Source organism: Oceanospirillum multiglobuliferum, assembly GCF_900167095.1.
Taxonomy (GTDB): Bacteria; Pseudomonadota; Gammaproteobacteria; order Pseudomonadales; family Halomonadaceae; genus Oceanospirillum; species Oceanospirillum multiglobuliferum.
Window position 1 is genome coordinate 36,078 of the sequence record NZ_FUXG01000007.1, and the last position, 15,160, is coordinate 51,237.

8 protein-coding genes are annotated in these 15,160 nt (G+C 46.4%); 4 read left to right on the plus strand and 4 right to left on the minus strand.

Annotated elements, in window-relative coordinates:
* Window positions 1-75 precede the first annotated feature (75 nt).
* Together B5D26_RS06530 and metH are read right to left on the minus strand one after the other, a co-directional pair.
* The gene (locus tag B5D26_RS06530; RefSeq protein WP_234985209.1) at window positions 76-1,413 is read right to left on the minus strand and encodes an MATE family efflux transporter; all 1,338 of its coding nucleotides are present in this window, start codon (window positions 1,411-1,413) and stop codon (window positions 76-78) included.
* A gap of 9 nt (window positions 1,414-1,422) precedes the next feature.
* Complete coding sequence (metH, locus tag B5D26_RS06535; RefSeq protein ID WP_078744934.1) at window positions 1,423-5,121, minus strand: methionine synthase; 3,699 nt, start codon at window positions 5,119-5,121, stop codon at window positions 1,423-1,425.
* Between the two features lie 362 nt (window positions 5,122-5,483).
* Between metH and B5D26_RS06540 the strand changes: the two genes are divergently transcribed.
* Complete coding sequence (locus B5D26_RS06540) at window positions 5,484-6,524, plus strand: PLP-dependent cysteine synthase family protein (protein WP_078744935.1); 1,041 nt, start codon at window positions 5,484-5,486, stop codon at window positions 6,522-6,524.
* 81 nt (window positions 6,525-6,605) lie between these two features.
* Here the strand turns inward: B5D26_RS06540 and B5D26_RS06545 are convergent, their stop codons facing one another.
* Complete coding sequence (locus tag B5D26_RS06545; protein WP_078744936.1) at window positions 6,606-7,931, minus strand: OmpP1/FadL family transporter; 1,326 nt, start codon at window positions 7,929-7,931, stop codon at window positions 6,606-6,608.
* Window positions 7,932-7,987: 56 nt separating this feature from the next.
* Window positions 7,988-10,255 carry a hypothetical protein gene (locus B5D26_RS06550; protein ID WP_078744937.1) on the minus strand — a complete coding sequence of 756 codons (2,268 nt, stop codon included), beginning with the start codon at window positions 10,253-10,255 and terminating at the stop codon, window positions 7,988-7,990.
* 55 nt (window positions 10,256-10,310) lie between these two features.
* Here B5D26_RS06550 and B5D26_RS06555 point away from each other — a divergent pair, with 55 nt between their 5' ends.
* From B5D26_RS06555 to B5D26_RS06565, 3 genes are all read left to right on the plus strand, one after another.
* On the plus strand, window positions 10,311-10,595 hold the full coding sequence (locus B5D26_RS06555; protein ID WP_078744938.1) for a hypothetical protein: 285 nt from the start codon (window positions 10,311-10,313) through the stop codon (window positions 10,593-10,595).
* Window positions 10,596-10,791: 196 nt separating this feature from the next.
* Window positions 10,792-11,895 (plus strand): efflux RND transporter periplasmic adaptor subunit, encoded by a 1,104-nt coding sequence (locus tag B5D26_RS06560; RefSeq protein WP_159445605.1) that lies wholly within the window; start codon window positions 10,792-10,794, stop codon window positions 11,893-11,895.
* Window positions 11,896-14,967: an efflux RND transporter permease subunit gene (locus B5D26_RS06565; protein WP_078744940.1), complete on the plus strand. Its 3,072-nt coding sequence runs from the start codon at window positions 11,896-11,898 to the stop codon at window positions 14,965-14,967.
* Window positions 14,968-15,160 lie beyond the last annotated feature (193 nt).

Here is a 15,160-nt window from a genome sequence, read left to right on the forward strand (position 1 = left end):
CGCACGATACCAGTACGGCCTTATTCTTAAAATGAATTTATATCTATATATTTATTTCGAAAAGTAATAAAAAGGTCAAGTTTTTATTACCCTCCATGCTTTCACTCGCCAAAGCCAAACAAAAGCAACTGCATTTAATGCACGATATAACAGTTGCACTAGCCAAATACCCGTTAAGCCAAAGCCTAAGTAAGGGCCAAAAATAAAGGCTAAAGGTAAAAATACCCCCCATTGCAATGAAACCGAAACCTGCATTACCAGTGCACTGGCCCCAGCGCCCAATAACGCTTGTGTTAGCACAATGGCGGAAGCATCAATCACCATCATCAAGGCAGTTAGCTTAAGTGGCATCAGCCCCAAGCTTACACCTTGAGGTTCAATAATAAATAGGGACAGAATTTGCTCTGATAGTAGGGCTAAGGGTAAGGCTATCACTAACAGCAGCAATACCGCAGTTTTGGCGACATCAAAGCCCCATCGCTGTGCTGCTTGATGATCTTTTTGTCCTAATGAACGCCCTACCAAACTGGTCGCAGCCATACCTAAGCCCACGGCAGGTAAGATCATCAGCAGCGACAAATTCACCAATATATGACCAACAGCTAAAGATAGAGGGCTAATCAAACCGATAATCCAAAATAGGGTTAAATAGCCCATCGCAAATAAGGTCTGTTGAATAGAGTTAGGTAAACAGAGTGCTGCCAAACGTTTTAAATCTTGATACTCAGGCAGTCGCCATAGAAACAAACGTGCAGATAACTGGTGCAGGCTATAAGCCAACCAGAACAAAGTGCCTAGGGCGATAGATAGGAAAGTGCCTAACCCAGCGCCTTCAACCCCCATTCTGGGTAAGCCCCATTTGCCATAAATCAGCCCGTAACTTAAGGCAATATTGCTCAAGTGAATAATGACGATAATTTTGAAATAGATTCGGCTGTGATGTACACCATTCCAGTAACCTCGAAAGGCAAGGTTCAAGCCTACGGCAATCAATGCCCAAATTCGCCAGTTTAAATAAGGTGTCGCCAGCTCGACCACCGCGCCACTGTTGTTTAAATAGCTTAGAATCTGGTGGGCAAACGGATTCGCAATAACCGCTAAAGGAATGCAAAGCAGCAGTGCTAGCCACAGGCCTGAGTTCAAGGTGTTCATTTGTGATTGCTGGCACTGCGCACCATAGTGATAAGCCGTTGTGGCTTGCACCCCAGATGACAGCCCTAAAATCAATGCCGTCAGCACAAACGCCACATAGCCTGAAATACCCGCAGCAGCCAAAGCGGTGCTGCCTAATGCGCCGACCATGTAGGAGTCAACCAGATTGATCAGGCTCTGAGACAACATACCACCAATAATCGGCAGCGCGAGACGGATAATCTCGCGCAACCGATCAAGGGGAATGAAAAGTGACGGCACAGTGTTGGGTTATTCTGGGTCGTAAGACAGCACAGGGGCCAGCCAACGCTCCATCTCTTCAAAGGATTTGCCTTTCCGTTGAGAGAGCACCTCTACCTGATCACGATCAATCTTGCCCGTACCAAAGTATTTGGCTTGCGGGTGAGCAAAATACCAGCCGCTAACGGCAGCAGCAGGCGACATCGCAAAGCTTTCTGTTAGCTCTAGGCCACTGTTTTCTGTGGCATTTAATAGGGCAAACAGTGTTTCTTTTTCTGTGTGATCAGGGCAAGCCGGATAGCCCGGTGCAGGGCGAATCCCTTGATACTGTTCTTTGATCATCGCATCGTTATCAAGCGCTTCATCAGGTGCGTAACCCCAGAACTCTTTACGTACACGCTCGTGTAGGTGTTCAGCAAAGGCTTCAGCCAAACGATCCGCCAAGGCTTTCACCATGATTGAGTTGTAGTCATCACCCGCGTCTTCGTACTGTTTGGCCAGTTCATCAGCGCCAATACCTGCGTTAACCGCAAAACCACCAATGTAGTCGACTTTGTCACTGGCTTTAGGCGCGATGTAATCCGCCAAGCTTAGGTTGGGTTTATCGGCCAGTTTCTCAGCCTGTTGGCGGATATGATGCAACTGCGCTTTAACCTGACTGCGGCTGCTGTCTTCATAAACTTCGATCAGATCAGGCTCAGTGGTATTGGCTGGCCAGAAGCCAATCACGCCGCGGGCTTTGATCAGTTTCTCGTCGATAATCTTTTTCAGCATCACTTGTGCGTCGGCAAACAAGCTAGTGGCGGCTTCACCCACAATTTCATCTTGTAGGATACGAGGATATTTGCCGGCCAGATCCCAAGACATAAAGAACGGCGTCCAGTCGATGCGTTCCACTATTTTCTCTAGTGGATAATCATCAAAAGCGCGCACGCCTGTGAATGTTGGCGTCACGGGCATAAAGCCTTCCCAATCCAGTGCCAGCTTATTATCACAAGCCTCTTGGTAGCTGACACGATCTGCTTTAGCGCGGCGGTTGGCGTTACGGATACGGGTTTCTTCGTATTCGCGACGGCGGTCGGCTACAAACTCATCTCGTAACTCATCGCTTAACAGGTTGCTGGCAACACCTACCGCACGTGAAGCGTCGGTCACATAGATCACAGGGCCGCGTTTATACTGTGGTTCAATTTTGACCGCAGTATGGGCTTTAGAGGTGGTGGCACCACCAATCATCAGCGGCAGATCAAATCCTTGGCGTTCCATCTCTTTGGCGATATGTACCATCTCATCCAAAGAAGGGGTAATTAAGCCTGACAAGCCAATAATATCGGCTTTTACTTCACGGGCGGTTTGCAGAATTTTTTCTGCTGGTACCATCACCCCTAGGTCGACCACTTCGTAGTTGTTACATTGCAGCACCACACCGACAATATTTTTACCAATGTCGTGTACATCCCCTTTCACGGTTGCCATAACAATTTTGCCTTTGGCTTCAATCTCACCGCTTTTTTCCGCTTCGATAAAGGGGATCAGGTGTGCCACCGCTTGTTTCATCACACGGGCAGATTTCACCACCTGCGGCAGGAACATTTTACCCGCACCAAACAGGTCGCCCACGACGTTCATGCCATCCATCAACGGCCCTTCGATTACCTGAATAGGGCGGTCAGCTTCAATTCGAGCGGCTTCGGTGTCTTCTACAATAAAGTTGGTAATCCCTTTCACCAATGCATGTTCAATACGTTTGGTGACAGGCCATGAGCGCCACTCTAAATCTTCTTTTTTGGCCTCAACACCATCACCACGGTAGCGCTCTGCGACTTCTAACAGGCGGTCAGTGCTGTCGTCACGGCGGTTTAGCACTACGTCTTCAACAAGGTCACGTAACTCTGCGGGCAGGTCATCATACACAGCCAACTGCCCCGCGTTCACAATCCCCATCGTCATGCCTTCTTTGATGGCATAGTAGAGGAAAACCGAGTGAATCGCTTCACGAACAGGGTTGTTTCCTCTGAAGGAGAAGGATACGTTTGATACCCCGCCAGAGATCATGGCGTGTGGCAGGTTGTCTTTAATCCAACGTGTGGCTTCGATAAAGTCAACGGCATAGTTGTTATGCTCTTCAATCCCTGTTGCGACCGCAAAAATGTTCGGGTCAAAAATAATGTCTTCCGCAGGGAAGCCCACTTCGTTGACCAAAATATCGTAAGAGCGCTTGCAGATCTCAATTTTGCGCGCAAAAGTGTCCGCCTGACCGGCTTCGTCAAATGCCATCACAATAATGGCGGCACCATAACGCATACAAAGTTTGGCATGATGACGGAAGGCGTCTTCGCCCTCTTTCATCGAGATTGAGTTAACAATCGGTTTACCCTGTACGCACTTAAGGCCGGCTTCGATAATCTCCCATTTTGAGGAGTCGATCATGATCGGTACTTTGCAGATTTCAGGCTCAGAGGCGACTAAATTCAGGAAGTTGACCATCGCGGCTTGCGAATCCAACATGCCTTCATCCATGTTGATGTCGATCACCTGCGCACCGCTTTCAACCTGCTCCTGTGCAATTTCCAGCGCAGTGTTGTAGTCCTCCTCCACAATCAACCGCTTGAAGCGTGCAGAGCCGGTGACGTTGGTACGCTCACCCACATTGACAAACAGACTGTCGGCACTGATGTTGAAGGGTTCTAAACCACTCAAACGGCAAGCTTTAGGAATCTCTGGAATTGGACGTGGCGGGTACTTCGCGACCGCTTCAGCAATGGCGCTGATATGTTCAGGGCTTGTACCACAGCAGCCACCGATAATGTTAACAAAGCCACTGGCGGCAAATTCTTCAACAATCGCAGCCATCTCTTTGCCGGATTGATCATATTCACCAAATTCATTGGGTAAGCCCGCGTTGGGGTGTGCAGAGACAAAAGTATCCGCTTTGTTTGACAGCTCTTCCAAATAAGGGCGCAACTCGGTTGCACCCAACGCACAGTTCAAACCAATAGACAGCGGTTTGGCATGACGTACAGAGTTCCAGAAAGCCTCTGTGGTTTGACCCGAAAGGGTACGGCCACTGGCATCGGTAATGGTGCCGGAGATCATGATCGGCAGTTCGACACCTAAGGTTTCAAACACCTCTTGAACCGCAAAAATCGCCGCTTTAGCGTTTAGGGTATCAAAGATGGTTTCGATCAGAATAATATCCGCACCGCCTTCGATTAAGCCTTTGGTGGCTTCACGGTAGTTCTCTGCCAACAGGTCAAAGCTGACATTACGGAACGCCGGATCATTCACATCGGGTGATAAAGAAGCGGTACGGCTGGTTGGGCCTAATACACCGGCAACAAAGCGTGGCTTATCTGGATTTTGTGCTGTTTTCTCATCTGCCGCTTGGCGAGCCAGTTTGGCCGCAGCAACGTTCAACTCATAGACAATCTCTTCCATGCCATAGTCGGCTTGCGACAAGCGGGTGGCGTTAAACGAGTTGGTCTCTAAAATATCGGCACCTGCATCCAGATAAGCCATGTGTACGGCTTTAATCACATCGGGACGCGTCAGCACCAGCAGGTCGTTATTCCCTTGAATATCAGAGGGCCAATCCTTGAATCGCTCTCCACGGAAATCAGCCTCAGTCAGGCGATAACCCTGAATCATCGTACCCATACCGCCATCTAAAATCAGAATTCGGTTTTGAATGGCTTGTTTTAACAGTTGTGTACGATTGTCCAGACTCATTGGGTTAAGGTCTCCGGTGTGCGTATCGGTCAGCGCGAAGCTCAATTGAATAAGGTCGCAAAATTAAAGCCCAATCACTTGAGCGCTGAAATTATAAGGTTGGGCTATTCTAGCAAAAGTAAAACAATATTGAGAGATCAGATACTTATAAGCTGATAGCGCACTGATCTGCTCACTAAATCTTTGCTACAAAGATTTGCCAGAATGAACGGCGCACAATACGGCCAGAGTTTGTTTAGGTCAAATGAGCTAGATTCAGGACAAGATGAGAAATATTAAATTGCTAATCACCCCCAATGGCTTCAGATTAGACTTTAGCATGATAATACTGTCACATCTCTCTTCGACCAAAAGGTTTGCTTATGCGTCACTGGATCAATACCGCAATTAATAAGATCAATGCAGACTATCAGCGCTCTGCTGATACGCATCTGATTAAGCTAGAGCTGCCTCAGTTGCCGGGTATCGACCTCTATTTAAAAGATGAGAGCACCCACCCCACAGGCAGTTTAAAGCACCGCTTGGCACGCTCACTATTTTTGTATGCGCTGTGCAACGGCAAAATTAAGCGAGACACCACTATTATTGAAGCCTCATCAGGTAGTACAGCCGTTTCAGAAGCTTATTTTGCGCGCATGATTGGTGTGCCTTTTATTGCTGTAATGCCCAAACAAACGGCCAAAAGTAAGATCCAACAGATACAGCATTATGGCGGGCAGTGCCATTTTGTTGATAGCGCAACGCAGATGCACGACACCGCTGTGCAACTGGCAGAGCAGTTGAAAGGCTATTTTATGGACCAATTCACTTATGCCGAGCGTGCAACGGATTGGCGGGGCAATAACAATATTGCCGAGAGCATTTTCCAGCAGATGAGCTTGGAACCTCATGCCATTCCGCATACGGTCGTGATGAGCGCGGGTACGGGAGGTACATCCGCCACCTTGGGACGCTATATTCGATTCAAGGGTTTCTCGACTGAACTGGTAGTTGTAGACCCTGAACGCTCGGTGTTTTATGACAGTTATCATTCAGGCGATACGGCCTTAACTTTACCTGTCGGCAGCCGTATTGAAGGCATTGGTCGACCCAAAGTAGAAGCGTCATTTCAACCTGATGTGATAGATCGAATGATCAAGGTGCCAGATGCTGCCAGTATCGCAACTATTCATTGGTTGGCACAACTCACAGGGCGCAGAGCAGGGCCTTCAACGGGTACTAATCTTTGGGGCGCATTGGAGGTGGCTAAACAGATGCTGGCCAATCAGCAACAAGGCTCCATTGTGACCCTAATGTGTGACAGTGGGGAGCGGTATCTGGACACCTACTATAACCCTGTCTGGGTGCAAGAGCAGATCGGGGATATTCGAGCTTACCAACAGTCGTTGGCGCTTATTGCTTAACCCCTAACGAAAATAAAAAGGGTCAGCTATTGCCGACCCTTTTCTATAATATTCAATTGCTTGGATCTATTACCTTTTGATTTAAAAGGCCATGTTATAAGCAAAAGACACCACATCAGCACTTAGTTTGTAGTCTGTGCTTAGCTTCCCACGAGACGCGTCTTCGGCTAAAGCTCCTGTACGGTTAACCGATACGTCGTCAATTTTCACATGGGTATAAGCCATAGTGATTGAGCTGTCGTTGCTGAAACGGTAGCTTCCGCCCAAAGATACCCACTTGCGGTCACCATCAGGGGTACGTGCTGAACGGTACTCATCTTTTGCAGGTGAGTTGTCTACAGCAACCCCTGTTCTTAGGGTTAGGTTATCACTGGCTTCGTAGGTTAAACCCGCAGAGTAGAACCAAGCATCTTCAAACTTGAAGGTCAGCACTGAATCAGGCTGTTTAATATTGTCAGGCCCAGGTGCAAAGGCGATACGCATTTCATCTAGTGAGCTCCAGCCTGTCTTCATAGCAGTTGCACTGACTTGATAACGTTCACCAATTGACTGTTCTAGGCTAACCGTCAAGACAGATGGAAAGTTGATCTGATCAAATAAATAGGCTTCGTCTACCCCTAGGTTTTTCAACGTAGGGCTTACGTTGGTATAAGTAGCATCGCCTTCAAAGGTGAAGTCCACCTCACTACGATAACCAACACCCAAGCGTGTACCTTCTATTGGCTCGACTAAGAAGCCAATAGAATATGCCACAGCAATGTCTTCAGCGTATAGTTCGCCATAGCCGTCACCTGCCGCACTTTTGCCCCCTGCAAAGTCGGTTAAGGCTGAAGCAAGCAGCACACTGCCTTTGTGGATTTGTACGCTGGCACCAACAGAGGCTATAGAACCTAATGTTTGTGCAACAGAGAAAGAAACGGCCATGTCTTTAACAGCGGTTTCAGATGAATGGTAGCGTCCAGCCCAATCTTTACCGTATTTACCTGACAGTCCAAAAGGTACGTTAAACGAGGCGCCTAAGGTTGTGCTTTCAGTAAGCGGATATGCAAAATATATTGAGGGCACAACGGTAGTATCTACCACCTTGCTAGAAGGTTCACCCGTCAAGCTATTACCTGCAGGATCGCTGGCAGAGTTTACAGTGACATCCATTTTAGGCAAAACCACTGCCCCTGAAATATACAGCTCAGTCGACTTTGCATTGCTCAGCAAAGCTGGGTTCCAGAAACTATACGAAATGTCAGCACTGCCTGCTGCCGCGCCAGCCAAAGCATTGCCAGAGGCAGTAGCACTATGATCGTTTAATGCAAAGCCTGCCGAGAATACAGTCTGGCTGAATGCCATCCCTACTGTGGTTAAAAGTGCTGTTCGAATCGTTTGAGACAAAAGCTGCTTTTTGAAAATCATATTAAAACTCCGTAATTGTTGTTGTTCAGAGAGTTGTTCTTAGTTTTGTCTCGCACTTATTGCACAACATTGCTGTTGGTGACGGCGATCTGCTTTCCTGCACTTTTAATGAAAGAAATTGCTTGGGTTTGCATCTCAGTTGTTGCTGCTAAAGCAGAAGCTGCATCTTGAGTAACGCCAGCACTTTCAGAAGGATCTAATAGAGATGTGTGCTTGCCAACCGAGAAGTTGGTATACACTTTTAATCCTGATGCACTAGCCGTTGATGCCGAAGCTTGGGTTAAAGACAGTGCATTGATTAATCCCATAGTGCCGCCTAAAGGGAATCCATTAGCAGTTGTGCTATTCGGCACGGTTTGATCTGCCAAATTAACACCATTACCAACTACTTGAGTCACCAATACAGGTGTGTCTGAGTTTATTTTTCCTGCCCAAGCCAAAGCATCACCACCATCGACCACTTGCTGAGCACCTGCTACGAATGCTGCGGCAAAGTTGGGATAAGCCACATTCGCTAGGCTATCAAATGCCGTTGGATCAGTACTGCGCAGTGTTATAAATTCAGTTGGCGTATAGCCTAAGTTGCTGGCAACCCCAGCTGCAAAGGCATCACTCTTCTTCAACGCTGATTTCACAATAGGGCCAAAGCTGTTGGAATACCCCATAACAGCCGCTGCTTGAGTACCACCCACGGTGAGTACCGCTGCGTTGAAGTCAAACGGGTTGGCGCTATCAATCTCAGGTGTACCATCGTTATTAGCATCATAACGGTCAGAACTACCCAAAACGGTTGTACCAATAATGGAGCCTAAAGATACGCCTAGTAACGAAACTGTATTGCCGTTTAGGCTAAGGGTGCTGCCTCCACCAATAGTGGTGACGGCATTATTAAGTGCGGCACGTAATGCCAGTAGATCAGAGGTAGATTGACGTAAATTGTCGCGTACCGTGCGCAAAGCCCCTAAGTTAGCAAATACTAACGGGCTACCATTCGCATAAGCTGCGCCACTACTTTTATCGGTTGTTGTCAGTTCATAAACACCATCGGCATTCAGATCAATACTACGAGAACCATGCAGAGGTAGATCAATGGCGACCAGTGCTATGCCTTGTGCTGCTAGATTACCTGCAATGGCAACCGCCGTTTCTTTATAGGAGGTGATGCCATGTACATATAACGCAACAGGCCAGCCGCCTGTGGGTGCCGTACCATCCGGTAATGAGATAAACACTTGTAGGTTTTGGTCGGATTGTTTTTTCGGACTGTAATTAGCAGGCCGTAGAACGCCATCATCACTGGCTTTCCAATGGCTGGTCAATGCATCGCAAGTGCCTGTGGTGGCTAGAGCAACGCCACAATTGGCTGCGGTAGGCAAGTCTAAGAAGTAAGGAGCCGTTAGGTTGCCGAAATAGATCAAAGGATCATGATTAACCGTTGCACTTGCTGCAACTGCACCTTGTCCTATGCCTGTCAAGAAGCTACTCAGTTTTGAATCTGAAAGTGTAATGCCTTTCGCGCCTAATGCTTGCTGAGCAGTTGCAACGTTATTGACAGACGGATTCGCAGTTACGATCTGCGCCATCACTTGCTGCATCACTTTTTCAACACTTTGCGTAGTAAAACGCGTGGAGTAAATCAGATTGCTATCAGCAGCTTTAAAGTTACTTAATACAGGATTAATGCCAGTGAGCAATGCTTTTATACCTGCAAGTTGCGCTTGCTGAGTGGTGTTTGCTGTTAATGTAGTAACATCTGTCGCGCTATTTGACAGCAGGTTATACATTGTTGAAGCGGTCAGTTTACGACCTAATGAATCAGAAACCGCATCGGTAATACCTATTAAGTATTGGTTCGCGGGTTTAAAGGCTTTTAAAGGAATAATATTCAGACCCGAGCTACTACCTTTTACAATGTAGTCCACACCATAGGTCAGCTGTTTTCCACCAGTCGCATCAAATAATACCACTGCGTTTGCATTTTCAACGCTAGCTGTATCTAAACTAACCGCACCGTATTTTTTACTCGGAAAGGTTACGCCTATCGCGATGGGTGAACCAATACCCCAGCCGTCTAAGCTATTGAGCGATTCATAAATATCCCCTGTTTTTGGAATGTTAATCAACCCTGTTGTTGAGCTTATTAACAGATCTGTCGGCGTAGACAGCTCTCCTGTAGTGGGGTTGAAGGCAACACTAGATACTGGGATGCTACTCACACTTGGCGTAGCGGTTTGGTCTACATTATCTTTATCAACCCAATCACTTTTACAGCCTGTGAGTGCTAGTGTACCTGCGATAACACTGGCAAGAACTTTCTTTTTCATCGTATTACCTTTTATTGTTATTGGTGATCCACAAGTGATCAGAAAGGTTTAAGCGATGATGCAAAAGTTATTTTTATTCTCTGCCATCAGCGCCAATTTCAAACAAATGTTTGACAAGAATTGCAGTCCCACAGAGTCTTGTCAACGACAGGAAAAAAGGAAAAAAGAAAAAATTAATGTCACTTCTGAGGATTTTATTAATTTAAAACAGAGGTTATTTCAAAAGCTCATGATAAACATGCCTCTAAGTAATTTTTTCAAACAGCATAAACATGACCGTTTAGTCACATCTAAGTTAATTATTGTTCCCCGTAGTCGTGTGAAACACCTTGCTTCATAAAGAAACAGCGTCACCTCAGACGTGCTACATTAATCAAACCTATCTTTTTGATGAATAAATACGCTTTCTCTACTAAACGCTCATCACTATGATGCGCAGTCCATGCTCTGCCAGCCTGAGCTTACCGACATCTAATGCTATGCTGATAGTCAATACATCATGCCTTAATGCAACCTTCACTCTAAGGAATTTATCTATGCTCATCCGCTCACCCGTATTTGTGATCGTTTGCGCGTTAGCTTCAACTGCGCTTCTGACAGGTTGTCAGAAAGAGCCGATGGAGACTGTGCAAGCGGAAGTTATCCGTCCTGTAAAACTTGGCACTATCGGACACCAAAGTGTATCAGTACGCTATTTCCCAGCTGAGTTTGTGGCCAGCGAGGAAACAGATTTAGCCTTTAGAGTGTCGGGTCAGCTAGAAAAGTTACCTGTATCCCAAGGGGTTACCGTTAAAAAAGGGAGTCTGCTAGCAGCGCTTGATGACGAAGACTTCAAACTTAATGTGAGCCAGCGTCAAACGGCTTATGATCTGTCTAAGCTGAAGTTTGATCGCATCAGTTTGATGGTGAAACAAAAAGCGGCCACACAAGCGCAGTTAGACGAGGTAGAAACTGCGCTCAAACAAGCTGAGACGGCACTCCAGCAAGCCAAAAATCAACTGACTTACAGCATGATCAAAGCACCTTTTGATGGCGTGATTGCCAAGGTTTATGCTGATAACTTTGAGTTCGTCAACGCCACTGCTCCGATTGTAAAGCTCGAAAGTGCTGAACAAATCGATGTGCGCTTTCAAATCCCAGAAGACTTGGTGTCTCGTATTCAGCGTAATAGAACGGGTTATCAGCCTACAGTTCTGATTGACAGCTTACCGGGGCTTAGATTCTCTGCCGCATATAAAGAACATAGTACAAACCCTGATCCTAGCACCAAAGGCTACGACGTTACCCTAACCATGCCTCGTCCAGATCCTAAAACCGTCACACTATTACCCGGAATGACCGCAGAGGTTGTGGTGAATGTGAACGAACTATTGGATGACCCAAGCTTTTGGTTAGTACCTGTCGAAGCCGTTTTTGCTGATGAATCAAAACCAATCAGTGATAAAGCTCGATTTGTTTGGGTTTATAACGCTGAAACTCACAAGCTTAATAAACGAGAAGTCAGTGTGGGTGATTTGCAGGGCAGCCAAATTGAAGTGTCGTCAGGCTTGTCTGCGGGCGAGCAAATTGTGGTGGCAGGGGTACACGCCATTCATGAGGACATGGAAGTACGTCCTTGGGTAAAAGAGCGAGGCCTATAAGTGAGCATTGCAAAGTATTTCATCGAGAAAAAAGTTTCCAGCTGGATGGTGACTTTGATTCTGCTGATCGGCGGTATTGTGGCATTCAGTAAACTTGGGCAACTTGAGGACCCTGAGTTCACCATCAAAGAGGCTTTAGTTGTCACTTATTATCCTGGCGCAACCCCTGAGCAGGTTGAAGAAGAGGTGACATACCCTATTGAACAGGCAATCCAAAACCTGCCTTACGTAGATAAAATCACCTCAACCACCAAAGCTGGCTATTCAAAAGTTCAGTTAAAAGTGAAGGATCGCTATCGCGGTAAAGAGCTACATCAAATTTGGGACGAGCTACGCAAAAAAATGCGTGACCTTGCACCCAGCCTACCTAAAGGCAGCTCCTCACCAATGGTTGTAGATGACTTTGGCGATGTTTATGGCGTGCTATTGGCCATATCAGGCGAAGGTTATCGCGACAGTGATCTAAAAGCGTACGTTGATTATCTGCGTCGTGAATTGGTACTTGTGCCAGGTGTTAGCAAAGTGGCGATTGCAGGCGAACAGCAAGAGCAAATTTTTATTGAAATTTCACGAGCCAAGCTGGCTGCGCTCGGTATTACTACAGGCCAGTTAGATAATCTTTTAAGTTCACAAAATACCGTCTCGAATGCAGGGCGCATGAAAGTAGGCTCTGAGTATATTCGCATTCACCCGACGGGTGAGTTTCAAAGTATTAGCGAGTTAGAAAATCTATTGCTGCCCAGCCCTACAGGTAAAACCGTTTATCTGGGTGATGTTGCAGAGGTACGCTCAGGCTATAAAGCACCCTCTACCCATCGTGTAGAATTTAACGGTCATGCCTCTCTCTTGCTTGGCGTTTCTTTTGCCTCTGGGGTCAATGTTGTTGATGTCGGTAAAAAGCTAGAACAGCGCCTTGAAGACTTAAAGTATCAGCAACCTGTTGGTATAGAGCTGAATAGCATTTACTTCCAATCCCTAGAAGTTGATAAATCAGTCTCTTCATTCTTGTTAAACCTATTTGAAGCCGTTGCCATTGTTATTGTGGTTTTGCTGGTATTTATGGGGGTGCGCTCAGGTGTATTGATCGGCTTAATTCTTCTGCTCACTATTTTGGGCACCTTTATTGTGATGCAGTATCTGGGCATCAATTTACAAAGGATCTCGTTAGGTGGCTTGATCATTGCGCTTGGAATGTTGGTTGATAATGCCATTGTTGTAACAGAAGGGGTGTTAATTGGCTTGAAGCGAGGCTACAGCAAGCTACAATCTGCTGAAGATGTGGTTAAACAAACAAAATGGCCGCTACTAGGTGCAACCATTATTGCCGTTGTGGCCTTTGCACCTATCGGGTTATCACCTGATGCGGTGGGTGAGTTTGTTGGTTCACTGTTTCAGGTGCTACTGATTTCGCTATTGCTCAGTTGGTTTACAGCCATCAGTTTAACGCCATTCTTCTGCGACCTGTTTTTTAAGGAGGAGATCAAAGCAGAGCATGAAATAGAAGACCCCTACAAAGGCTTTCTATTCACAGGTTACAAGTGGTTGTTATCGCGGGCGTTGCATTATCGCTGGGCTACAGTCACTTTGTTGGTCGTTGCGCTGTTAGGCTCAGGTTATGCGTTTAAATATGTTAAGCAGGCATTTTTTCCACCCTCAACAACGCCTTTATTTTTTGTAACCTTGCAGATGCCAGAAGGCAGTCACATCGACAATATTCAGCAAAAAATGCAAGAAGTGCAGCAGTTTATTCAACAAGATGAACGTGTACTTTATGTTGCAGGCACAGCAGGGCAGGGAATGCTGCGCTTTATGCTGACCTATAGCGCTACACAGCCTAATAGCAGTTATAGCCAACTGGTTGTGCGTGTTCACAATGGTGAGGATATTCCAGAACTCATTAAGAAAACTCACGAATATCTCGCGCTCAACCATGCCGACTTAGAGTTCAAGTTGGAGCGTTTAATGTTAGGCCCCTCAACAGGCTCTAAGCTTGAAGCTCGATTTATTGGCCCAGATCCAGATGTGCTACGCAACCTATCCGCGCAAGCTAAAGCTGTTTTTGCAGCGGATGGCGGCATTGAAGGCATCAAAGATAACTGGCGTCAACGGGTCAAAGTGCTGCGGCCAGAGTTTAACGAGGCTCACGCACGCCGCTTGGGTATCACCAAAAAAGAGGTTGATCGAGTTCTACAAATGAACTTCTCGGGGACACAGGTGGGTATTTATCGTGATGGCGCAAAACAGATTCCAATTATCATGCAGCCCCCTGAAAGTGAACGTTTGGCCATTGAGCAAGTACGTGACCTGCAGGTTTACAGTCAGGCAACGAAAAGCTATGTGCCGCTAAGTAGCTTGGTTTCAGGCTTTGAAGTGGTTTGGGAAGATCCTATTATTGAGCGTCGTAATCGTAAGCGCTCAATCACCGTAATGGGTGACCCGCTAATTATGGGGAATGAAACAGCAAACGCAGTGTTTCAACGTATTCGTCCAAAAATTGAAGCAATTGAACTACCACGCGGTTATGAAATGGAGTGGGGGGGCGAGTTTGAAAGTGCCCGTGATGCCCAACAAAACATTTTCAGCTCACTGCCGATGGGCTATCTGTTTATGTTCATCATCACCGTTTTACTGTTCAGCTCATTCAAAGCTTCAATCGTGATTTGGCTTTGCGTGCCATTGGCACTGATTGGTGTGTCATCAGGGCTATTACTGATGGACTCAGCCTTTGGTTTTATGGCGCTGCTAGGTTTTCTCAGCCTTTCTGGCATGATTGTGAAAAATGGCATCGTATTGTTGGATCAGATCAACTACGAATTGGCACAAGGAGTAGAGCCTTACGAAGCTGTTTATCACTCAGCGGTAAGTCGAGTACGCCCTGTGTGTATGGCCGCCATTACCACCATTTTAGGAATGGTACCTCTGTTGTTTGATGCTTTCTTTGAGGGCATGGCGGTGGTGATCTCATTTGGATTAGGTTTTGCCACCATCTTAACCTTGATCGCAGTGCCTGTGTTTTATGCGATGCTTTTTAAAGTGCCTTATAAAGCCCATCCAAGTATGAGGGTGGTTTAAACAAACGCTTAAAGGCAGAAGCCACATGCCGCCAAATGAATAAGACGGCGTGTGGCGCCCATTCTATACGATACCAAATATATTATTGAGTATATTTTTTGATTATCCGATTTCTGTAATCACACATAAATTCCATATAAAAAGTATATTCGTTGACTGTTACGTATTGTAATGTCTCGATAATTTATTTATA